Origin of the sequence: Bradyrhizobium sp. CCBAU 11357 (assembly GCF_028128865.1) — a bacterium.
In the GTDB taxonomy this organism is placed as follows: domain Bacteria; phylum Pseudomonadota; class Alphaproteobacteria; order Rhizobiales; family Xanthobacteraceae; genus Bradyrhizobium.
In genome coordinates, this window is the sequence record NZ_LBJW01000098.1 from 155743 (window position 1) to 177814 (window position 22072).

Genomic DNA, 22072 nt, shown 5'->3' on the forward strand with positions numbered 1-22072 from the left:
TGGAGGCGCGCGATGATCCGCTTCCTGCTCGTCCTGATCATGCTCGCCGGCACGGCGGGCGCCGTCGTCGCCTATGGTGATCCCGACCAGATCGCGCGCGCCGGCCACAAGGTCTCGCACATTTTTCGCGCACAAGCCGCCTCCCAGGCCCCAGCCGTGCAGATCCCGCGCGGCCAGGGCGGCGAATTCACGCTGCGTGCGAAGATCAACGGCGTCACTGCGCCGATGGTGATCGATACCGGAGCGACGTCGGTGGTGCTGACATGGGAAACCGCAAAGGCGATCGGGCTGCCGCTCGAGATGCTTGAATATGACGTCGACCTCGAGACCGCGGGCGGCCACACCAAGGCGGCCCGGCTCACGCTCGACCGTCTCTCCGTCGGCAAGCTGGTCGAGAAGTCGGTGCCGGCCCTCGTCGTGCAGCGCGGCCAGATGAAGACCAATCTGCTCGGCATGAGCTTCCTCGATCGCCTGGAAAGCTGGGGCGTGCGCGCCGACACGTTGATGCTGACCGGCTATCCGGAGCTGCAGGGCAATCACCGTCGCGCGCGTGCGGCGGTCGACTAGCTGACTTACGCCGCCTCAGCCGGCGCGCGGGCACCGACACGCATGATCGCTTCGCGCAGCACGTCGAGACCTGCACCCGGCTTCACACCCTGCTCGGCTAGATGCCGGCGGAAGGCGCGCGCTCCGGGCACCGCGTGGAAGGCGCCGACGAAATGTCGCGTGATGGCGTGCAGCCGGGTGCCGTGCGCGAGTTGCTCCTCTATGTAGGGCATCATCGCCTCGAGCGCGTCCTGCATGGTCGCGTGCGGCGCCGGCCCGCCGAAGATCTCGGCATCGACCGCGAGCAGCCGCCACGGCTCCTGATAGGCGGCGCGGCCGAGCATCACGCCGTCGACATGGGCAAGATGCGCCTTTGCCTCGTCGATGCTCCGGACGCCGCCATTGATGATGACGGGCACATCGGGCATCGCGCGCTTGAGCCGGTAGACCCGATCATAGTCGAGCGGCGGAATATCGCGGTTCTCCTTCGGCGACAGGCCGTTGAGCCAGGCCTTGCGGGCGTGCACCATCAGCGCATCGCAGCCTGCGGCGACCACCGCACGCGCGAGCGTATCGAGCGCGACCTCCGGATCCTGATCGTCGATGCCGATGCGGCACTTCACCGTGACGGGAACGGCGACCACGCGCTTCATGGCATCAACGCACCTCGCCACCAGCTCCGGCTCAGCCATGAGGCAGGCGCCGAAACGGCCGTCCTTCACACGATCGGACGGGCAGCCGACATTGAGATTGATCTCGTCATAACCGAAGTCCTCGCCGATACGTGCCGCCAGCGCGAGCTCGCGCGGATCCGACCCGCCAAGCTGAAGCGCCACGGGGTGCTCGACCGCGTCAAACCCAAGCAGCCGTTCCCGGTCGCCATGAATGATCGCGCCGGTCGTCAGCATCTCCGTGTAGAGCAATCCCCGCCGCGTCAGGTGACGGTGGAACACCCGGCAGTGCCGGTCAGTCCAATCCATCATGGGAGCGACGGAGAAGCGATTATATCGAAATCTCAAAGATTTACCTGCGACGAAGAAGGTGCGACTTGAGCATGTTACCTGCACCTCCTAGCGCTTTCTAACATCATCCTCAAGATCGCTCGATCCCACTGCCTTTCCGGCGCGGCTGCTACGCGGCAAGTCCTCCGAACCACGCCCCGAAATAGCCGGCATAAAGCGCCGGGCGTTCGAGATTCATCGAATGCCCGATGCCGGGCACGATCACCAGCCGGCAAACCGGCATCGCTTCGGCCATGGTGCGAAGGTCAGCAGGTGCAATCCAGCCATCGCACTCGCCCCACAGCACGAGATGCGGGTGCCGGATCTCGGGCATACGGCGCTCCAACTCACGGCTCTCCTTCTCCCGCGTCAGGTTCACCGGCGTGCCTATCCAGATCCCCTCCGATACGCCGAAGGTCTGTTCGATGATCCGGTCGAACAGCGCCTGGATCTCTCCTAGCCCCTCGCGAAAGCGCGGGATCATGTTCGGCCCCATGCTCTCCGGGACGAACAGCGAAGAAGCGGCTGTGGCCATCACAGACCGCGTCAGCTCCTTGCTCGACATCATGGCCCTGAATAATCCGATCTGGTCGGCATTGAAGGCCATGCCGAGCGGCGTCACCGGATCGAGCGCGAACACACGGCCGAAGCGCTGCGGCTGCTTGAGCAGCATCCTGGCCGCGATGATCCCGCCGGTGGAATGTGTCGCGAGATGGCAATAGCCGATCTCGAGCGCATCGAGCGCTGCCAGCATGTCCTCGGCGTGCTGCAGCATGGAGTAGTTGGAATAGTCGGCCGCCGGCTTCGGTCGGTCACTATCGCCGCAGCCGCGCCAATCGATTGCAACCACACGCAGACCGGTCGGGAACAACGGCGCGGCGAGCTCGATCCAGTCCTTGCTGGCGAGATTTCCGTGGATGAAGACGACGGTGACGTCGCCTCTTCCCCACTCCCGCCAGCCGAGCTGGACTTCGCCCGCCTGCACCCTCGGCATTGCCGGGCCCTACTTGTTGAGGCCCGCCGTCGGCGCCGCTCCGGGCGGAGTCGGCGCCACTGGCAGGGCCGAGACGACGGCGCCCTTGATCATGCGATCGGTACCGAGCGGCGATGATGTGTCGATCGCCCCCTTGGTCACGAAATCCACGACATCGGCAGCGTATTCCACTGGATTGTCGGTGTGGATGAAGTGTCCGGTCTCCGGATAGACCTTGAGCATCGGCCGGTTGCCGGCATTGGTCATACGAGTCATGAACGGCGTGATGACGTCGCGGCCGAGGTCCGTCAGCCCGTTGAACGCTGGCGTCGGAATGAACGGCTCCTTGTCGCCGAACGCCAGGAAGATCGGCGCTTTGATCTGGGTGACCCGCTCATAGAGGTTCTTCGGGTCATCCTGCTGCAGCTCGGCACCGATCGTGTAGATGTCGAAGATGAAGACGTTGCACCACTGATCGAGCTCCTTCGGGTTGCCCTTGGTCAGCCCGACACGCTGCTCGGTATGGAAGCGGGCATATTCGCTGTCGCTGAAGAAGTAACCGCTCTTCGCAGCCGACACCACGCCGGTGTCGGGATCACGCTTCTTGAAATAGAAGAAGTCGCGGATGTTCTGTTCGCTGCGCGCTTTTTCCGCAGCGAGAATACCGGTCTGGTCCCAGACCTGCTTCCACTTGTCGAAGTCGCGGCCGAGGCCGTCGGCGAAGAGAGGCGCCTTCTTGTCCTTGGCGATGGTGATCTCGCGCGGATATTCCTCGAGGCCGGACGGCGCTTCCAAGGCGAGGCCCTGCACCGCATCCGGCCAGGTCAGGGCGTAGCCCACGACGAACTGGCCGCCGAGCGAGTGACCGAGATAGTACGCCTTCTTGACACCGAGCTGGTTGACCACGAGGTCGTAGATCACCTCGCGCATGTCCTGCATGGTGCGAGCGGGGTTCTTGTCGAGATTGCCGGGGCCCGACATGCCGTAATGCGGCAGGTCGGGCACGATCACGCGCAGGCCGCTGCGCAGCGCGTACTGCATGATGTTGCCGTAATGGCCGCCGAACGCGCCCTTGCCGTGGATGACGACGAGCACCTTCGGATCCTTGTCGGTGCCGGCATACTCGTCCATGTAGCCGATTTCCCAGGAATTGCCGCTCTTGTCCTTGGCACTGCCGAATTTGACCGGATAGGGATAGGTCACATAGGCCTTCCAGAACGACTTCTTGGGATCGATGGTCTGGGCGACGTCGGGCACGCGGTAGTTCTTGTCGACGAACTTCTGGGCGCGATCGAGGGCCGCCACGTCATCCATGAAAGCGACGAACTTCGGATCGTTCTTGCGCTGGTTGATGATCGGGAACACGCCATAATGCGCGACCGGGCTCTCCTGCGCGATGAGATCAGCGCCGGGCACGCGATCGACAGCCTTCTGCGCCAGTTTGAAGTTCAGCCAGAGGTCGTTGGTGATGTGCATCACCAGCGTGCGGGCCTGAATGCGGCCGAGATACGGATTGACGTTATGGGTCTCGCCGACCCTGTTGCGCCAGACGAGGTCGACGGCATCGTAGAGCTTGGCACGGTTGATCACGTTGAGACCGGCCTTCTCGTTCGGCGGATCCCAATAGAAGATTTCAGGCTGTACCGCCGCCCAATTCTGGGTCGTACGGAAGGCGAAGTCATAACCCGTCATGCCGAGGATCGACCAGCCGAAGGCCACGCCAGGCACCGGATGCTTTTCCTTCGGGAGCTTGTAATAGTCGCCTTTGGTTGCCTGCCAGACCGGATCGCCCTGGATCGCGGCCGTCATCATCTGGAAGGTCCAGTTGCCGACGGGATCGTCGCCATCCGATTGCGTCGTGCCGCCGATCGGCATCAGGGCGCTGACATATTCCGGATGCATCACGCCCCAGACGTAAGTCTGCGTGCCGCCCATCGAGACGCCGGTCACCAGTGCGACGCGCGCGACCTTCAGCTCGTCGCGCAGCAGGCGGTAGTTCGCCTGCACCATGTCGTAGTAGCTGTATTGCGGAAACTTGATGCCGAGTCCGTCGGACGGCTTGCTCGCGCCCCAGGTGCCGAGCGGATCGACCATGATGACATAATAGCGATCCGTGTCGATCGGCCGGCCCGGACCGATGATGGGCACACCACCCGACAATGGCGCACCCTTGACCCACTGTTCGTACATGTCGGTCGAATCCCCGGAATAGTAGGAGTTGATCACGATGGCATTGGTGATCTCGCCGGCGGCGTTGCGCCTTGCGTTGCCGACGGCGATGTAGGCCGTGCGCAGCTTGCCGGCCCCGAGCGATTCCAGCGTGACGCCGCCCTCGCCGCCGTTCTCCCATTTGGAGGGGTCGGACAAGTCGTACTTGCCGCCAAGACGGAAGTTGGCGATCTCATAGGTCTTCTTCAGCCCATCATGCTGCACCTGCGACGAACGGCGCGTGAAAGGCTGCGCGGTTGCAATCGCCGTTCCGAGCAGCAGCACGATCACGCTCATGAAGCAGCGCTTCATCGCGTCTTGTCCGGCCATGACGCAGTCCTCCCTGGAAGATTTTTCTGAAACGCTAGGCAGGGCGGCCAGAGGAGGTTTGATCTAACTCAATGGAATCCGTTCGCAGGGATCGAAGATCGCGGGCATCAAAAACACCGGCAAGTACCCTGCGATGCCTTTCCTGAGCTACGGCTCATATCGGATCCGCTATGAGCTCGACGGGCCGGTGGGCGCGCCGGCCTATGTCCTCGTGAACGGGCTGACGCAATATTCCGAACTGTGGGGCGCCTATCGCGAGGCCTTGTCGGCGCGAGGCTTTCGCGTTGCAACTTTCGATCTGCTGGGCCAGGGCGCCTCCGACAAGCCGCGACTCTTCATCAGCCAGGACGACCAGGTCGCCGCCTTGCGCCTCCTGATCGACGAGCTGGGGGACGGTCCGGTTTTTCTGAGCGGGATCAGCTTTGGCGGCCTGATTGCACTGCGATATGCGATCGAACAGGGCGAGCGACTGGCCGGGCTCGTGCCGATGAGCTGCTTTGCGGAGCTGTCGCCACAACTCTTGCTACTCGGCAATGCGCTGCGGACCGCGCTGATCCTCGGCGGCACAAGTTACCTCCAGGACCTCCTGTTGCCCATGAACCTCTCGGACCAATGGCTGAAGCCGCTGCTGGACAAGCTCGATAGCGTGAAGCGGCAAGGTTGGCTGGTCAACGACGTCTACGCGCTGCAGAACCTGATGGAATCCTTCCTCGACTTCCAGCCGCTCACGCCGCGGCTGTCGGCGATCGCCGTTCCGACCATGATTCTCAACGGCGAGTTCGACTTTCTCACGCCGCGGGGTCTCCACGAAACCTTGCGTGTCGAGATTCCCAACAGCTCTTTGGTGATCATTCCCAAGGCCTATCACGCGTTCACGCTGGAGAAGGGCGCGCTGACTGCGGGCCTGCTGGCGCGCTTCGCCGATGACGTGCTGGCTGGGCGATGGCAAGGCAACAAGACCGTCTGGGTGGCGTCGGACGAGCCCGGCGGCGAGCTTACACCGTTTCCCGAGGGTTACGACCATCTGCGTGCCATCCCGGTCAGAAGAGCGATGCCATGAGCAACTTCCTCGGCCCGCTCGATCCTGACGGCCGCATTCCGCCGCGCCAGCAGACGCGGGTCGCGGCGTTCCTGATCTCGGCGCATGGTGCCCTCGCGCGGCAATTTGCCCTCGCGTTGCCGGCGAGGCTTGAAGCGGCTTGGCAGACCGAATTGAACGCGCAGTTCTATCGCGAGACCGAGATCGTCTCCCTGCTGATGCGCGCCACCTCCTGGGTCCCCGATATTGCTTTGGGATACATGCTGATGACCTGGGAGACCGCTTGGCTTCCTGCGCCGATCGCAGAGATCACGGACCCTCCCCTCGCCCAGGCGGTTCACCTCGCAACGCTCGCCCATGCCGTGCACGCCGCTATCCGGCCGGCGGCGCTGGTCCCGGTCGAAGCCAATCCGCAGGATCCTTTCGTCATGGCGTTGCGCCGCATCGAGTTCGAGAGCGGCCGGCTGCTGCAAGCGCAGATCCTGTTCCTGAAGGGCTCCGACCTCGCACCGTACCGAGATGCGGTGAGCGCGGCCCTCGAGCAGCGCCATGTCGGCGTTCGCAAGCTCTGGCGCGAGACACTCGAAAGCATCGGCATCGACGCAGCCGGAGCGGAATGATCCGGAAGCCTTGACCCAGATCGAGGGCCCCCCGCCAACATCCACACGTTACCGCCCTTCAGCCCATCTCGGCCGACGCCCTGCGTCCTGCTCGTTTTCAGTCGACGACAATGCAACACTTCAAATCAGCAGGTCATGATGCGCAGGCACACTGGCGTGATGCGGACCGTTATTGCCGTGGTTGGCCGCATGTTCGTCCAGTGCATTGGGGAGGATTTTGACGAGGATATCGGGGGCGGCCACCTGACCGGGGTGGGCGTGTGGATCGAGTGGAATGTGGACCTCTCTAGGTTCAACTCTGACGATGAGAGTGAAAGGAGTTGCGTCGCTATCGAATCGGAACACCCGTTCTTGATCGGCGCCGCCGGTCTCGAACGCAGCGTTAGCCGGCTGTGCGGCCGCTAATGCGATTGCAGCAGGTTGCGTAGCGTGCTGCGAATTTCCGTTCCCTGCGCCATCGCCCCTTGTGGCGCTCGATTCGGCAATCTCGGTTGCTGCTGATGCGTTTGGAGTGGTCGAGGGTAAATTGTATCCCGAATTGCTGTGCTGCAGGTCAGCCGTGGCCGCTGTTGCCGACATGCTTGCGTTCGATGCACGATGATTGTCGCCATCGCCGACACCCTTCTCGGATATGAAGAGAGTTTCAGGTAACTCGGCGGTTGCCGCCGCCTTTGCAGGCTCCGGCCCCGCGACATTTTGCGTGCTGCCTCGGTCCGCGCTACCGGCCGCTGCAGCACTTTCGTCATCTTTCGGCCCGTGGGCAGAGGCCGAGTGCCCCCATTCGTTGCTGTGCTCCACGCCGCCGGGCTCTGCCATTTTCGCTGACCCAGGCGTATCCGCCGGAGTCCAGGAATGATGCTCATTGTCATTGCCAACGCCCTTGCCCGGTATGGCCATGGCTTCGGCCGTTTCCGTAGCCGCCGTTGCCGACCTTCGCTCCGATGCGTGCGGGTTGCTGAGGTCCAGGCCGCCTGGTTCGGCCGTTTTCGCTGGCGCTGACGAATCGTCCGAAGCTGGTGAATCATGCGCGTTGTCATTGCCGGCGCGATGGCCCGGCATGGACTTCACCTCCGCCGTCTCCGTGACTGCCTTTGCCTCCCCTCGCTCCGGCGCGTGCGAGTTGCTGTGGCCCAGGCCGCCTGGTTCGGCCGTTTTCGCTGGCGGGGGGGGGGGGGGGGGGGGGGGGGGGGGGGGGGGGGGGGGGGGGGGGGGGGGGGGGGGGGGGGGGGGGGGGGGGGGGGGGGGGGGGGGGGGGGGGGGGGGGGGGGGGGGGGGGGGGGGGGGGGGGGGGGGGGGGGGGGGGGGGGGGGGGGGGGGGGGGGGGGGGGGGGGGGGGGGGGGGGGGGGGGGGGGGGGGGGGGGGGGGGGGGGGGGGGGGGGGGGGGGGGGGGGGGGGGGGGGGGGCCTTCGGCCGTCTCCGTGGCTGCCTTTGCCTCCCCTCGCTCCGGCGCGTGCGGGTTGCTGTGGCCCAGGCCGCCTGGTTCGGCCGTTTTCGCTGGCCCTGACGAATCGTCCGAAGCCGGGGGGGGGGGGGGGGGGGGGGGGGGGGGGGGGGGGGGGGGGGGGGGGGGGGGGGGGGGGGGGGGGGGGGGGGGGGGGGGGGGGGGGGGGGGGGGGGGGGGGGGGGGGGGGGGGGGGGGGGGGGGGGGGGGGGGGGGGGGGGGGGGGGGGGGGGGGGGGGGGGGGGGGGGGGGGGGGGGGGGGGGGGGGGGGGGGGGGGGGGGGGGGGGGGGGGGGGGGGGGGGGGGGGGGGGGGGGGGGGGGGGGGGGGGGGGGGGGGGGGGGGGGGGGGGGGGGGGGGGGGGGGGGGGGGGGGGGGGGGGGGGGGGGGGGGGGGGGGGGGGGGGGGGGGGGGGGGGGGGGGGGGGGGGGGGGGGGGGGGGGGGGGGGGGGGGGGGGGGGGGGGGTCAGCCACGTCTCTGGCGCCCGCCCTTGCAGACATTTGCTCGGGAGCGTGCTGCGCCCCTTCGCGGTCGTCCCTATGCGCTGTCGCGGGGCTCGATTCACCAAACTCGGCTGCTTGTGGTGCGTTTGTAGAGTTTGAATGCACCGAATTGCCATGTTCCACGCGGTCCGTTTCTGCCGTCTTCGGTGACCTTCCAGAAGGGTCCGACGCCGGGGATTGATGCGCGTTCTCATCACCGACATCACTCCCAGGTATGAAGCCAGCTTCTATCTGCTCCGCCCCCGTTTCCTTTGCAGGCCATGGCTCCAGAACATGCTGTGAGTTACTGCCGCCCGCGCTACCGGCTATGCTAGGACCGGTATCTGCATCGATCCGCTGACTCTTCAATGTAAGACTATCAACTGCCGTGACCGCCGCAGCATGAGCAAGCACGATCGGTGATGTTCGATCCGACCCGTCGGCCCGATCGACTCTCTCTTCCGTTGTGCGGGCCGGCGCGAATTCGGTCCTCGAGTCGACATCAGCCAGAATGTCCCAGACTCCAGCGGTCCCGAATGCGCTCTCCCTCGTACCGATAACTGTATGGACACTGTCCGTACTCAGAACAGTTTCGGTTGCAGTCACCGATGTCAGCGCTTCTTCGAGCTGCTCCAAGGTGAGAGCGGCGGCCGCGGCCGTCGGCTGGCCGACGAAATCCGATTCTGCGATGGATACACCCCCCTGCAGATGGATTTCCAACAGGTCGCGATCTCCGATCTTCAGAACATGATCGGTCGCATTCACATAGACGATCGTTTCATTGCTTGCGGAGTCGAAGATCCAAGCGATGGTGTGTGGCGGTATGGACTTGCTTGCTGCTGTCATATGAAGCCTGGCAAGGGCTCCGAAGGCCGCAAGATTGATCCTGCTCGGCCCAGACGCGAAGTTGAAGACAGAGCCGGAAGAGGTAAAATTGGAATCGGTCGGTTCGCGATGAACGACGTTTTCAGCGAAGTTGCCGCCCATCAGCTGATCGCGACTATATCCGCCACTCCCGGCATCGTGACCTAAGTGCACGAGGCCAGCAAGTTTTTGGAGAGTCTCCCCCACGGTACCATCACTCATGCGGCCCCGAGTGCCTTCTTCTCCGGGGGCGCTTTCGTTTTCAGCGGCCACAAACGCGGAAGACAGGCGAGAATCGTGCGTACGGAAACCCGGGACTGAATCGTCTACATGATTATCGTCGGCATTGCTGATCGCAGCCAGTTTGGTGGCCGCCTTGTATCCGGTAACGTCCACGAAGCTGTCGAGCGGCGCTTTGGCCGGGTCATGCGACAGCAATGCCAATTGGGGCTCGCTGAGTGCGTAGATCAACGCACCGGTGAGAGTGGCGAAAGTACCATACCCTCCGTGAATCAACGTCGGATTGGATGTAAGCCGCGAGAATAGATGTTCCGCGGTGGACTCGCCGCCAATCTGCGCGTCGTTCATTCCTCGCAGGGAAGGTGTGGCCGAACTGGGCGTGCTTGATCCAACAGAACTGTAGTCCTTCCACGATTTCGAGCCTGCGGATTGCTCGGCGGTGCGAAGCGCTTCTATTGCCGATGCCGCGGTCGAGATTTGGCTCGCCCCGACAAAAACACCTCTCTGAGTGAGCGACGGCTTTTCGTCAGAGTCCGCGACGATGACGTGACGGAGAATAGCTCGCTTCCAGAGCTCATATTCGGCATGCTCCGCTGCGGAGCCGGTGCTGTCGTCATGCGGAAGCAGGTCGTTCGCCTCCGACGCCTTGAGTTCGTCCGCAATGGCGACCGCCAGGAGAGCCAGCGAGAGCATGCCGAACCCAGACGGGCGTTGTAGCAATGCGAGGGTGGCGAGCACCGTCCTGTTGGTTATTTCAAGCTTCTGAAATATGTTGTGCAGGTGTACTTTAACGGTTCCATCGGAAACGTTTAGCTGGTGCGCGATCTCCTTGTTCGACATTCCTTCTGACACAAGTCGTACAATTTGACGTTCGCGCGGCGTCAATAGCTCCAGCAGGTTCTCGTTTTTGCCGCTGTCAGTTTCCTCTGCGGTTGGCGAGAGATCGGACTGCTCCAAAAAGCTACGCTTCGTCATCAGTCGCAGTGATCGCAGCATAGCGTCCGGTGCGACATACTTCGCGATTGCATCACACGCGCCAGCAGCGATGGCCGAGGTTAGATCGTGGTCCGTGTCGGAATCCGTAAAGAACACCAGGCGCGTGGGCAGACGCTCAGCTTTCGCAATGGCGAGGATCTCCGATGCCGTCAGATCTGGCAGGGTGTCGGCAAGAAGTGCAACGTCGGGCGTCAAATTCCGGATCGCTTGGATACAGCTTGTCCCGTCGCTGCACGACGCGACAACGTCGAAGTCCGGCTGTGCCCCGAGTACCGACTTAAGCCCCTGCAGAACGATCGGCTGTCGGTCTACGATCACAAGCCGGATGCGCTTGGATGTCCGCTCTTTCGCAGACGTGTCTAACATGGACCCTGCCTCGACCCGGCCGTCTATGTCCTTCGGCATATAGCCGAGGCCGAGTGAGGGCATTAAAATACAACTAATCGAATAAAGAAAGAGATTTAATTAGTTTAACCATACCTAAAATCGTTAGTTTCGAGCGGGAAATGTGCACATTTGCCGAATGTGTTCATTTTGCCGAACGGTATAGCGACGCCACGCCGTTGGTTGGCTTCGAGTGGGCACCTCGAACGCGTCACGGCCGTCATTCCAACACTGTTAGTCCCCGGGGCCAGAACACCACCTTAGAAATTGTTCGACCCTGAGACGAGACTTTCAGAGCGCGCTCGCGATCCGCACATGGCGCGCTTCACAACTCGCGGCCTATCAGCTGTTCGAAGAATGATCGTTGGCTGGGACGCTGTTCAGCCGCCGCGCGGCCTCCGTCGGCGAGTCGACAGCATTGATTGCGCGTGCGCGACAGGTCTGCATTAACGCAAGCTGGAGTCGCGGGCGCAGGCCGTCCGTGCGATTGGCATCCGCCTTCAACTGGGAACCATATCTGTGGTTGCCAGTTAACTGCTGTTGAGCTGCACGGCGCAGAGCAGTTCGACGAGCCGGCAGGAGTTCTCGCGCCGGGCATCCGTCGGGGGTCGATCCCATGATGGACCACGCGACCAGGGTTGGTAATCGGTTGTTAGCAGCGTTGCCGCCAGCGGATTTTGCTTTGCTTGCGCCTCATCTGCGGAAGATCGTGATCGAGCGCGATTCGGTGCTCGTCCGATCAGGCGATCGGATCGAACATCTTCTCTTCCCCCTGAGCGGCGCGATAGCCACTATCATGGAGCTGCCGAACGGGCAGACGGTCGCCACGACGATAGTCGGCCATGAAGGGGCTGTGGGTCTGACCACAGCGCTTGGCGCATCCCACTCGCCCGTGACGGCCGTTGTTCGCATCTCGGGGGCCGCGCTGCAAATATCGCCCGCGCAATTCCTCACGGCGCAACATTGCAGCGCCCCCGTCGGAGCCATGGTGCAGGTCTTCACGAGATCGTTGCTGACGCAACTCCAGCACGTGGCGGCCTGCAACGCATTACATTCCGTCGAATCCCGCCTGGCGCGCTGGCTGCTTCACATTCACGATCGGGCAAATGGCAGCGATCTGCTCCCGCTGACCCAGGAAACGTTGTCGGAATTGCTGGGCGTCCGCCGCACCACCGTCACGCATGTCGTGAGCACAATGCGGGCATCAAGAGCACTAAGATCCAATCGACGTGGCCAGCTCGAAATCGATCGGCCGCGGCTCGAAGCCATGGCATGCGAATGCTACAAGGTCATGAGCCGCAGAATCGATCGAATAGTCTCCCAGAGCACGGTCGGGCTCGTTCATAGGCCTTCAGCGCGGAGCGCCTCCCGTTCGCCTGGCAGCCGGATAGCCGGGACAGGCTCTTAGAACCGGTTCGTTTTCGCGAACCACCCGCATGCACCCTCGCCAATCGGCAAAACCGCGTGAGGCTCGGCCGCTGCAAACACCCAATCCTGCGTAGAAGCGAGTTCAAGATTTTAGCAGCTTTGCGGCCGGGCTCCCCGGCCGAAGCGAACGATTGACGAGAAGTCCGTCATCCATTCGCCTCGGGATGCTCGTCACAACAGCCCGACTTCTCGCGACTAAGCAGCACGGGCATGAGCTTTGCCTGTGCGAAGCTGGAACGCCCATTCGCGGTCCGAGCTCGGTTATAGGCGCCGCCCGCCCTGCGCAGCTTGCGCTGAAGACTTTCCTCTCGACCTACCCGCTCTCTGAGCCTCTCAAGTTCCGCGAGCTGTGCGACCAGCGCCTCGAGACGCTCGCGAAGCATAGCAGCAGGTCCCTCCGCTCGAACGCGGCTATTCATGACACGCCTCCTGATCGACGTCTTGAGGAGAAGTCCCCCGCTGACGAGTCGGGAAAACTGTGCAATTGCGGCACAATCGCACTAACAGCACTAAACATTTGGCATGCTGCATCCGCCAACGCGTTGCTGCGGCGCAACAAGGGATCATTCGGCCGGGCATTTAGGCAGGGAGAAAGGGTCCAGCCCTACCAACCATGCGGTGGCCCGCAGGCTCACGAATGGGCTGAGAAGACTGCTACCGGCCGGACTCGGTCGCACTCGAAATCCTCGTGTTAGCTCCCGGGCAATCGGCCTTGCGCTTTTCCTCGTTTTCTTCGTCTGCGCAATCGAGCCCTCCAGTTGCGTTTGGAATTCCAGAGCCGCCGGTTGCGAAAGGCCCTTTCGCACTGCCTCTGCCACCGCCAGACCCGCCGCTACCGCCGAATCCGCCACCGCCGGCTGCCCCTCCGGCGCGAGATGATCCAGCAGGGGCTCCCCCGCCGCCCCCTGATGACCCGCCGCTGGAGCTTCCCGGCCCTGATACGGACGACCGGTCGTTGTCAAAGAACGACGACTGCCTCGCGTCATTCCGCGTCACTCCATGCAGCCCCCCCGACCTTGCAATGGCTCTTGATGTCAGGGAAGTGGACAGAAGCAGGGTCATCACTGGGGGTGTCACGGCCGCAAATCTTCCGCAGGTTTTCAAAAACGCCCGCCGGTCGTCATCTTCGTTACCGTCCCGGGTCACAACACGCTCTCCCTTGGTTTAAAATTTTATTTACGGTATTATATATTAAATGCACTTTCAACCGATAATTTTCTTTATGCCGCTGACGTTACTTAACGTGCGCCATCGACTGATCGTCGGCAATTTCCGTGCTCGTTCTTGCACTTCCTGGCTCGCTCCTGCCTGTCAGGCGCCGTTTCGGAGTTGCGCTCGCCATTTAATGCGATTAATTTGTTTTTAACGGAAGTCGAGCGCAGGGCTCGATTGCAACGGATCATGACGATGCCACTGCAATTCCATCGGTCCGTCCGGGACATGGAGATCTGGAGCGCGACCAGCGAGGGCTTCTCGTTCGTGATCAGCTTCGGAAGCCCGAGAGGCCCCGGCTTTCATGGACGCGCCGGCTATTTGGCGAGTTGGCGTCCGCTCCACAAAAACCAAGCCGCAATCAAGATTGGCGGCTCGCCCTTTCGAACGTTAGCCGAGGCCGAAGAGGCCTGCAGCGACATGGCTGGGCATCTGGCGCCACGATAACCCCCCGCGCACGCTCCGGAAGAAGCCAGACACCCTCATCATTTCACGCTCGCCGGATCCTGACGCAACAGATCAGGGAGATCCATCTCACGTGACGCGGCATGCAGCTCGTTTCGCGAAATCGCCAATGCCGCGAGAACCGTGCGATTGCTGATGTCCAGCTTTTGGAAGATATGATGAAGGTGGACCTTGATCGTACCGTCGGCAAGGTTCAACCGACGTCCAATCTCCTTGTTCGACAGACCCTCCGACACGAGCCGCATGATTTGCCGCTCCCGATCCGTCAGTTGTGTCAGGAGCTTCTCATCGGGGCGGGCCTCATCGTTGGCTGGCCAGGCGCTCGGCGAGACCGCGGCTTGGCCCTGGGCGGCTTTCCGCAGGGTTGAGACCAGCATTTCGGCATCCGAATCCTTCGAGAGGACGATGCAGGCGCCCTCCAAGGCCAGCCTTTGCAACTCACAATCGGCCGCGACACCGGCGAAGAAAACTACCGCGGGTCCTGGGCCTGAATCGTTCGCACGAGCGAGGATCTGCTGCCGGCTGACATCGGGCAGTGCAGCGTCGACAAGCGCGACGTCCGGCCCAAGGAATCGGATTGCCTCATTGCAGCTTGCACCATCGCTGCAGGACGCAACGATCGTAAAATCACGCTGCGTCGCAAGAACGCTCCTGATCCCTTGCAAAACGATCGGATGTCGATCCGCGATGACAATTCTGGTGCGGTGCATGCTTCCCCTGCCTATCGCTAACAACCCCCCGTGCAGCCGTTTAATCCAACAATTTCTTCGAAACGCGAAGATGACCAGTCCGCTCGGCCAAAGCGTCACACCGCCTCAAATCCTGGACAGCCCAACATTCGACGACTGCGCCACGGTAACTTGACCGGCAGTTGCGCGCAGCACCGTAAGAATGCGGTGCTCAAAATTCAAGGCTGCAAGCTCCTCGACGAAAGCGACGCACTTTCGACAACGCCTGATAGATTCAATCAGAAAATTCCCCCAGAGAATGTCGTCAGCGCACCGATCAGCTAAGGTGTTATGATGGTCAACATTCAATTAACTTCGTTGGCACCGTTATTACCAACGATATATTGGGCTATTCACGATTCAAATCTAACATTCGACGAAGTTTCGACGAACGCGAGACCGTTCAAAAGCCGCGCTTCTGAAAGGAGGAAAAGTAATACTATTCATCAAGGCGAAGCCGGGCAATGAAGCAGGAAAATGGCTGCGTTGCGCAGCCAGTGTGTAGCAACGATGAAAACCGGTCACCCAAATTGGAGCTGCATATTCGTCGGCAACTTCAACGAGCGGTCATGGAGGGCATCGTTGGCAATGAGTAAGGTGGTCACATGTATTCTTCAGCAGTTTTGCGTCAAACTCATCAGGCTCTCATCGTTCAATTCACTGAATTGCAGAACTTACGTAGCCGCGTGTTGAAGGCCGAGCAGCGATTGCTTGCGCCGAGGCGACGGGTCCGGGGGCGGAGGGCAAAGCGACCGCTGGTTCGGAGGCAGGGGCCCAGCCGGTAACTCCGATCACCACGTCGCACGCTGGCGCAGCGGCACGGGTGGATCGTGCTTGCCGGACCCCGGTTTGACCTGATAATCCCCCCTCCTGTTTCGGTTCGGAGGTAGTGGGGACGGCTTCCATGGAGAACGATGACTGGGCATCCATGACCACAGCTGAGCTGTGGCGACTCTACGATGAGGTCACTGCTGTTCTTAGTCGCAGGATGACCGCGGAAAAAGCCAAGCTCGAAGAGCGGCTTCGCAAGATTGAGGGGACGGCCGCTTCGGCCCAGAACGGGGAACGTCCTCGGCGTCCCTACCCTCCAGTGTTGCCGAAATACCAGAACCCCAAGAATCCGTCCGAAACTTGGTCCGGTCGCGGTAAGCAACCCCGATGGCTGAAAGCCCAGCTTCGAGCCGGCAAGAAGCTGAATGACCTTTTGATCGACCGCCCGTCCGGACAAAGGCGCCGCCGGGCCGGCTGAACCTCCAACCCGTCACCGGGACGGCGGTGGCGGGACCGGGGCCGCAGGCGCCACTTTAGCGAGTAACGTCCTCTTTCCCGTTAGGAGTGCCGTCGCTACCAAGGTTACCCTTGCCATTGTTGCCCTGCACAAGTTTTCCGCCAGAACTAGCGATGGCGGTCGAGGTCAGAGAGGTCGAAAGCAGCAGCGTCATCACGGGAGGAGTGACGGCGGCAAATTTTCCGCAGCTTCTCAAGAACTCACGACGGTCTTCACTGTTGGAATCGAGCGGGTTCATCGGCGCTATCCCTGCGATGGTCGAGGATGGAAAATAAGCTGATTTGGATGCGTCGCAAGTTAAATATGTTAAACGACTTTTAATTTGTCTGCCCGCAAACGACATCTTGAGAGCTATCGCGTGCCGACGCTCCCGTCGCGCGCAGAGCGTTGAGGTGAGCTCCTGCGCAAAAGCGAGATCCGGAGGCAGCTTATACCAAACGCCTTATATGCACAGAGCGCGCTTGGAGCTATTATAATTTAAATACATTAAATGATACGGCACCTCTTTAGCCGCCGCTTCGGCACAAAACGAGGCTAGAGCAGTCCCGGCACATGCGCCCAAACGACCACTTCCCAACTGGCGAGAACGAGGGGCAGTTCATGATCGGAGCCGAGGCCGGTGTAGCATTCGGGCAATTGCGGTCTCGCTTCGACACCACCTTCCGACCAGGCTTCTCATTGCCACGTCTGGGCGCCCTGATGGGCCGCGCCCTCACCGAAACTCTCTTAGACCTTTCGGAACTAACGGTTCTCACCGAGGCTGCGACCGGCGCGTATGCCGTGACGGCCGTTCTTGCGGCGATGGCCGGAGCCAGGCACGTCTATGCCTTTACGAAAACTACGCGGCACGGCACCTCAGCTGAGGCCAGGGAACAGACCCTCAAGCTCGCAGATTCGGTCGGTGTGGCCAATCGCATCGACATCCTGGAGCGGATCACCCCGGATATCCTCCGTCAAACGGACATCATAACCAACAGCGGCCACCTTCGGCCTCTTACCGCCGCGCTTATTGATGAGCTGCCAAGGGAGGCCGTCATCGCCTTGATGTTCGAGGCCTGGGAATTTCGCTCCGAGGACCTCGACATGGACGCATGCTTGCGGCGGGGAATTCCAATCGTCGGCGTGAACGAACGTCACCCGTCAGTCGATGTCTTCTCGTTTCTCGGTCCGCTGTGCGTGAAGCAACTGCACGATAGCGGTTTATCCGTTTACAAGAATCGCATTGCTCTGCTGTGCGACAACGACTTCATTGGCTCGCTTCGCTCCGGTCTGGCGAGCTCCGGAGCGAGCGTGGACGTCTTCGAGGACGTCCAGACCCTCTATCGCGACCAATGGGACGCAATCATCGTCGCGCTGAGACCGACGGCTGAGCCTCGCATCGGTTCGCCGGAAGCAGCTCACCTCGCTGCGTGCGCGCCCGCTGGCGCCATTGTCGTGCAGTTTTGGGGCGACATGGATCGAACCGTATTGTCAGCAAACGGGTTGGGCGTTTGGCCAACAACGCCTCCGGGATTGGGGCACATGGGCATTCTACTGTCGGAGCTTGGCCCCGAGCCGGTCGTGAGACTGCAGGCCGGCGGCCTGCGCGCTGCTGAATGGGTTCGGCGCAGCGGAGCTGTCTCGTCTGACGGATTCGCGCAAATCGTTACCCCAGCATCCGGATCAATCGCAAATTCGCGCTAGGTCCTCGCCTCGATGAGCTCAACGAGCGTGAGCGTCGCGGAGGCAAGAAACACTATGCGGCGCATGTCGAACGCGACCGCCGGCGCGGGTGACGATACAGGAAGATACTGCTGCGCCCTGAAGCTGGCGATCGCGTCGTCGAAGCGAGCCGCTTCGTAAGCAAGATGATAGAATTTGCTGCCGCGCTTCAAGATACCCGCCACCGGCGATTGTGCGCCGGCCGGCTCAATGAGCTCCAGGCGCGGACCGCCGCCTGATACAAATTGAATCCGAACCTGCTGGATCGGGTCCTCGAACATGGGGCCTTCAGCACTGTAACCAACGACTGCCAGCTCGGGCAGCTCCGCCGCGATCTCTCGACACGCCATTCCCACGTGATGAAAGCGCAAATCCATGCGCTGCTCCTCCCTTCCCTGCCAGCCTAAGGAGACGGGCGGCGTCGAACGGAATCTGGCCGGTTGCTCCGACAGTTAACTTTCTCGTGCATCGAGGAGCAGCGCCGACCAGACCTGTTTTAGCCGTGGATAGTCTGCGCGCGACATCCGAAACGTAATCACGTCGTCGCCGTTCCACCAAGCTTTCGGCGCAACCTTTTCAATCTGGAAGCCGAGGCGGATATGAAAGTTCTTCGCGGCCTTATTCCTGCTTTGAACGTTGGCCACGACGGCCGAAAGCCCCAGCTGCTCGAACGCGAATTCGAGTAAAAGGTCGAACATCTCTGCCAAAAAGAGGCGCGCGCCAGGATCGACGATCAACCGCGCACATTCGCCGTGTCCCGCCGCGAAATCCAGGTTCGCAAGCGCGATGCTGCCAGCCGGCTTCTTCGAGCGCTTGAATTCGGCAATGAAATAGTAATCGTCCACTCTCGCCTGATAGTTCCGGAAAAACTCTTCCTGCTGAGCCAAGGTCAGCTTCTCGCGGGTCAGGAACTTGCCGAGAACGGGATCATTCCGCCAAGCGAGGATTTGCGCGGAGTCCTCCAGCCGGACCTCTCGGAGACGCAGGTTATTTCCTCCGGGAAGCTGCTTGAGATTCTCAGCCTTGGTGGAAAGCGTGCTTGGGCTCACCGGCTCCGGTCTGATATGCGCCACCATCTATTTATTGCACCTTAATAATCTGTAATTTAAATACATTTAATTGACCAGAACCTTATCATCATTTAATGTGGAGGACAATCAAATGATGTCGCTGTCCTGACGGAGGCTCGCCATTCTCGCTGCAGTACCCGTGCCGGACCGGCCCATCAATGATGCCGAACTCAAGTCCCGGGCGTTGTCGGGCGATGCCACGTTCTGGGGGCATCTTGTCGCCCGCTCGCGGCAAGCGACGAGCTTCTCCGAGCTGTTCTTTCTATCGACGCTTCGAAAAAAGGCGAAGCTTTATGCACCCGAAAGCGTCCAGCCAAGACTCCGCCTCGCCCTGATAGGCGGCTACAACCTTTATCCGTTGCACGAACTGGTTGAACATCTCCTGGCCATTCGTGGGATCGAGTGCGAACGTTTCCTCGGCGAGTACGATAATTTCGTCTCGGAGATCCTTGACGGCTCGAGCTCACTGTACGCCTTCAGGCCGGATCTCGCCTTCATACTGCCGAACGCGAGCCACTCCCGGTTTTCCGGCTCGCTCCTCGATGCCGTCGAACGTCAGCGCGAAGCCGCAGTCCGCGCCGCCGAGCACCTCCTCAGCCTCGCGCAGACTTTCGCCGCGCGCTCCGGGGCGGCGGCGATCCTCGCCAACCTTGCGCTGCCCGGCGACCTCGATCTCGGCTCGTTTCGTTCACGCACGCTTGGCACCGACTGGAGTTTCCGAAAGGCGGTCAATCTCGAGCTCGGGCTTCGGGCCCCAGCTGAAGTGCAGATCTGCGACGTCGAGTTCCTCTCGGCGCGCCGGGGGATCTCAGCCGCGGCGGATGCGCGAGCGTGGTATGAATCGAAGCAGCTCGGCTCACCTGACTTTCTCGTCGACATTGCGCAAGAGCTAAGCCATCTGATCGCCTCCCGGAAGCAGGGCCCCAAGAAGGTCCTGGCAATCGACCTCGATCACACGCTATGGGGCGGCGTGATCGCGGAAGACGGTATCGAGGGAATCGAACTTGGCGACTCGTCCCCCCGCGGTGAAGCTTTCAAGGCTTTCCAGAGATACCTGCTTGGACTTTCCCAACGCGGCGTCCTGCTTGCGGTATGCAGCAAGAACGACCATGCACGCGCAATCCAGGTATTCGAGAAGCATCCCGAGATGGTTCTCCGGCTGGAGCACTTCGCGGCCTTCAAAGCCAATTGGGACCCGAAGTCCGACAACCTGCAGAGGATCGCGAAGGAACTCCGCCTTGGCCTCGACAGCTTCGTCTTCGCCGACGACAACCCGGCGGAGATCGAGATCGTGCGCCAGTTTCAGCCCCAAGTCGAAGGCGTTCTCCTCGGACCGGACCCCGCCGAATTCATCGTTCGCATCCAGGCCGGACGTCATTTCGAGCCACGGACCGTCACCGAGGAGGATCTCGAACGGACGGCGCAGTACAGGCAAGAACGGCGACGTACGGAGCTCGCAGCGAGCGTAACCGACATGCCTGCCTACCTCGCCTCGCTTGAGATGCGAGGCACGATCAAAGAGTTCGACTCGCTCGACGTTCCCCGCATCGCCCAGCTGATCGCGCGCAGCAACCAGTTCAACCTGACGACGATCCGTCGGTCCGAGACTGAGATCCAGGCACTCCTAGGAAGGCTGGACTACCGGTGTTTCACGATGCGGCTCGAGGATAGGTTCGGTGATTCCGGGCTCATCTCCGTAGTGATTGCAAAGATCGAGGGCGGCGTCTTCGTTCTCGATACCTGGCTCATGAGCTGCCGCGTGCTGAAGCGCCAGGTCGAGGACGAGATCATGAATGAGATTTTTCGGCTCGCAGAGGTGGCTGATTGCACGACAGTACGCGGCATTTATCTTCCGACAACCAAGAACGGTATCGTCGCGGAAATTTACGAGGATTTTGGTTTCGCGCGTACGGAAGACTCGGCGGCCCGAAAAGTGTTCGAGCTGGAGGTGAGGAAGTATCAGTTGCGTTCGACAAAGATAGATGTGGCCCGGAGAGCTTATGATGCAGGCTGAAGTATTGGCGAAGTTGCAGGAGGTATTCGACGGCATCTTCCTCGAGAAGGTCGCGGCCACGCCCGAGCTCTCGGCGGCGGATGTCGATGAGTGGGACTCGCTGATGCAGATCTCGCTCGTGATCGCCGTCGAGCAGAAGTTTCGCGTCCGCTTTCGCATTGGCGAGGTCGAGGCGGCGCGGAACCTGGGTGAGCTCGCCGACCTGATCGCGAAGCGGATGGAACCATAAAAGGTGGACATCGAGGGTAAAACGCGGGAATACGTGGCGCACCGACGCTTTTGGTGTCTCGCACCCCACTCTGTCGGCGTACTCCGCACCGCTTCGCAAAGCCGCCCCGGCAACCGCTCGTCTGAGAGCGAGCGGAAGCCCGCCAACCAGCTTTTCTTGAGTAGAGGCCGACAGCGACCACATCCTTCAAGAGAAATTGACATCCGTGCTCACGCTGGCTGCTTCCCAAGTGCAATAAAGAATGAGACAAATTTAATATTAATTTGATTTAAATGCACTGTCTGCCGTTTGGTTTGTAAATCACCAAGTTCGGGAATTCGACTGCGCGGGAGAACAAAAATGGCGAGTTTGTTCACCACCCAAACGCCGGCTAACACCAATGCTACCGACGGGACTGGGGCTGATTATGAGCTGGGGATGCGCTTCACAGCTGATGCCTCCGGCGTGATCGAGGCGATCCGGTACTACAAGGCTGCGAACGAGACCGGTACCCATATCGGCCGCATCTGGTCGGCCACGGGCCAGCAGCTGGCGACCGTCACGTTCACCAACGAAAGCACATCGGGCTGGCAGCAGCAGGCGCTGGCCACGCCCCTCACCATCGCGGCCGGCACGACCTACGTGGTCTCGGTCAACATCAACAGCTACTACGTCTCCACCACCCAGGGCTTCGCGTCGGGCATCAGCAATGGCGGCCTGAACGCGCCCGTCGGCGCCGGCGTGTTCGACTACAGCGCGGGCGTCGTCCCCACCAACGTCTATCAGAATGCAAATTACTTCCGCGACGTCGTGTACGCTGCGGGCTCGAAGAA

At 61.7% G+C, this 22072-nt stretch carries 20 protein-coding genes and 2 pseudogenes; 12 read left to right on the forward strand and 10 right to left on the reverse strand.

Annotation, left to right across the window (positions count from 1 at the left end):
- Positions 1 to 12 precede the first annotated feature (12 nt).
- On the forward strand, positions 13 to 567 hold the full coding sequence (locus tag XI05_RS16915) for a TIGR02281 family clan AA aspartic protease (RefSeq protein WP_271503588.1): 555 nt from the start codon (positions 13 to 15) through the stop codon (positions 565 to 567).
- Positions 568 to 572: 5 nt separating this feature from the next.
- On the opposite strand, the gene dusA is transcribed toward XI05_RS16915, so the two are convergent.
- The 3 genes from dusA to XI05_RS16930 form a co-directional block, all read right to left on the reverse strand.
- The gene (gene dusA, locus XI05_RS16920) at positions 573 to 1529 is read right to left on the reverse strand and encodes a tRNA dihydrouridine(20/20a) synthase DusA (protein ID WP_442869277.1); all 957 of its coding nucleotides are present in this window, start codon (positions 1527 to 1529) and stop codon (positions 573 to 575) included.
- A gap of 148 nt (positions 1530 to 1677) precedes the next feature.
- A complete protein-coding gene (locus tag XI05_RS16925; protein WP_271503595.1) occupies positions 1678 to 2541 on the reverse strand; it encodes an alpha/beta fold hydrolase in 864 nt (287 codons plus the stop codon).
- A 9-nt stretch (positions 2542 to 2550) separates the two neighbouring features.
- Positions 2551 to 5058 (reverse strand): alpha/beta hydrolase, encoded by a 2508-nt coding sequence (locus tag XI05_RS16930; protein WP_271503597.1) that lies wholly within the window; start codon positions 5056 to 5058, stop codon positions 2551 to 2553.
- Between the two features lie 133 nt (positions 5059 to 5191).
- Between XI05_RS16930 and XI05_RS16935 the strand changes: the two genes are divergently transcribed.
- The gene (locus XI05_RS16935) at positions 5192 to 6118 is read left to right on the forward strand and encodes an alpha/beta fold hydrolase (RefSeq protein ID WP_271503598.1); all 927 of its coding nucleotides are present in this window, start codon (positions 5192 to 5194) and stop codon (positions 6116 to 6118) included.
- Positions 6115 to 6717 carry a hypothetical protein gene (locus XI05_RS16940; protein ID WP_271503600.1) on the forward strand — a complete coding sequence of 201 codons (603 nt, stop codon included), beginning with the start codon at positions 6115 to 6117 and terminating at the stop codon, positions 6715 to 6717. Before XI05_RS16935 ends, XI05_RS16940 begins: the two co-directional genes overlap by 4 nt.
- Before the next feature lie 120 nt (positions 6718 to 6837).
- Here XI05_RS16940 and XI05_RS16945 read toward each other — a convergent pair whose 3' ends face one another.
- Positions 6838 to 7776, reverse strand: a complete 939-nt coding sequence (locus XI05_RS16945; RefSeq protein WP_271503602.1) for a hypothetical protein — start codon at positions 7774 to 7776, stop codon at positions 6838 to 6840.
- A 32-nt stretch (positions 7777 to 7808) separates the two neighbouring features.
- Here XI05_RS16945 and XI05_RS16950 point away from each other — a divergent pair, with 32 nt between their 5' ends.
- The 3 genes from XI05_RS16950 to XI05_RS16960 all read left to right on the forward strand — a co-directional run bounded on the left by XI05_RS16950 (position 7809) and on the right by XI05_RS16960 (position 9673).
- The gene (locus tag XI05_RS16950) at positions 7809 to 8222 is read left to right on the forward strand and encodes a hypothetical protein (protein WP_271503605.1); all 414 of its coding nucleotides are present in this window, start codon (positions 7809 to 7811) and stop codon (positions 8220 to 8222) included.
- Positions 8147 to 8761 carry a hypothetical protein gene (locus XI05_RS16955; protein ID WP_271503607.1) on the forward strand — a complete coding sequence of 205 codons (615 nt, stop codon included), beginning with the start codon at positions 8147 to 8149 and terminating at the stop codon, positions 8759 to 8761. The genes XI05_RS16950 and XI05_RS16955 overlap by 76 nt, the downstream gene beginning before the upstream one ends.
- Before the next feature lie 444 nt (positions 8762 to 9205).
- On the forward strand, positions 9206 to 9673 hold the full coding sequence (locus XI05_RS16960) for a hypothetical protein (protein WP_271503609.1): 468 nt from the start codon (positions 9206 to 9208) through the stop codon (positions 9671 to 9673).
- A gap of 804 nt (positions 9674 to 10477) precedes the next feature.
- Here XI05_RS16960 and XI05_RS39790 read toward each other — a convergent pair.
- Positions 10478 to 11170: pseudogene (locus XI05_RS39790) on the reverse strand (LuxR C-terminal-related transcriptional regulator); the annotation flags it as partial.
- 571 nt (positions 11171 to 11741) lie between these two features.
- Here XI05_RS39790 and XI05_RS16965 point away from each other — a divergent pair.
- A complete protein-coding gene (locus tag XI05_RS16965) occupies positions 11742 to 12533 on the forward strand; it encodes a Crp/Fnr family transcriptional regulator (RefSeq protein ID WP_172789655.1) in 792 nt (263 codons plus the stop codon).
- A gap of 869 nt (positions 12534 to 13402) precedes the next feature.
- Here XI05_RS16965 and XI05_RS39795 read toward each other — a convergent pair.
- Together XI05_RS39795 and XI05_RS16975 are read right to left on the reverse strand one after the other, a co-directional pair.
- Positions 13403 to 13699, reverse strand: a pseudogene (locus XI05_RS39795) (hypothetical protein); the annotation flags it as partial.
- Positions 13700 to 14250: 551 nt separating this feature from the next.
- Entirely contained in the window at positions 14251 to 14940 is a 690-nt protein-coding gene (locus XI05_RS16975; protein ID WP_271503614.1) for a LuxR C-terminal-related transcriptional regulator, read from the reverse strand.
- A 922-nt stretch (positions 14941 to 15862) separates the two neighbouring features.
- Between XI05_RS16975 and XI05_RS16980 the strand changes: the two genes are divergently transcribed.
- Positions 15863 to 16207, forward strand: a complete 345-nt coding sequence (locus XI05_RS16980; protein ID WP_172789651.1) for an H-NS histone family protein — start codon at positions 15863 to 15865, stop codon at positions 16205 to 16207.
- Positions 16208 to 16262: 55 nt separating this feature from the next.
- Here the strand turns inward: XI05_RS16980 and XI05_RS16985 are convergent, their stop codons facing one another.
- A complete protein-coding gene (locus tag XI05_RS16985) occupies positions 16263 to 16484 on the reverse strand; it encodes a hypothetical protein (RefSeq protein WP_271503617.1) in 222 nt (73 codons plus the stop codon).
- A gap of 362 nt (positions 16485 to 16846) precedes the next feature.
- Here XI05_RS16985 and XI05_RS16990 point away from each other — a divergent pair, with 362 nt between their 5' ends.
- Positions 16847 to 17929 (forward strand): hypothetical protein, encoded by a 1083-nt coding sequence (locus XI05_RS16990; RefSeq protein ID WP_271503619.1) that lies wholly within the window; start codon positions 16847 to 16849, stop codon positions 17927 to 17929.
- Here the strand turns inward: XI05_RS16990 and XI05_RS16995 are convergent.
- Both XI05_RS16995 and XI05_RS17000 read right to left on the reverse strand, forming a co-directional pair.
- Positions 17926 to 18324, reverse strand: a complete 399-nt coding sequence (locus tag XI05_RS16995; protein WP_271503622.1) for a VOC family protein — start codon at positions 18322 to 18324, stop codon at positions 17926 to 17928. The genes XI05_RS16990 and XI05_RS16995 overlap by 4 nt on opposite strands.
- Positions 18325 to 18399: 75 nt before the next feature.
- A complete protein-coding gene (locus tag XI05_RS17000) occupies positions 18400 to 19023 on the reverse strand; it encodes a GNAT family N-acetyltransferase (protein WP_271503625.1) in 624 nt (207 codons plus the stop codon).
- A gap of 133 nt (positions 19024 to 19156) precedes the next feature.
- Here XI05_RS17000 and XI05_RS17005 point away from each other — a divergent pair, with 133 nt between their 5' ends.
- From XI05_RS17005 to XI05_RS17015, 3 genes are all read left to right on the forward strand, one after another.
- Positions 19157 to 21031, forward strand: coding sequence for an HAD-IIIC family phosphatase (locus XI05_RS17005; RefSeq protein WP_271503628.1), 1875 nt, complete (start codon positions 19157 to 19159; stop codon positions 21029 to 21031).
- A complete protein-coding gene (locus XI05_RS17010; protein ID WP_172789646.1) occupies positions 21018 to 21260 on the forward strand; it encodes an acyl carrier protein in 243 nt (80 codons plus the stop codon). The genes XI05_RS17005 and XI05_RS17010 overlap by 14 nt, the downstream gene beginning before the upstream one ends.
- Positions 21261 to 21677: 417 nt before the next feature.
- The coding region (locus tag XI05_RS17015; protein WP_271503631.1) for a DUF4082 domain-containing protein at positions 21678 to 22072 on the forward strand (395 nt) is incomplete at its 3' end.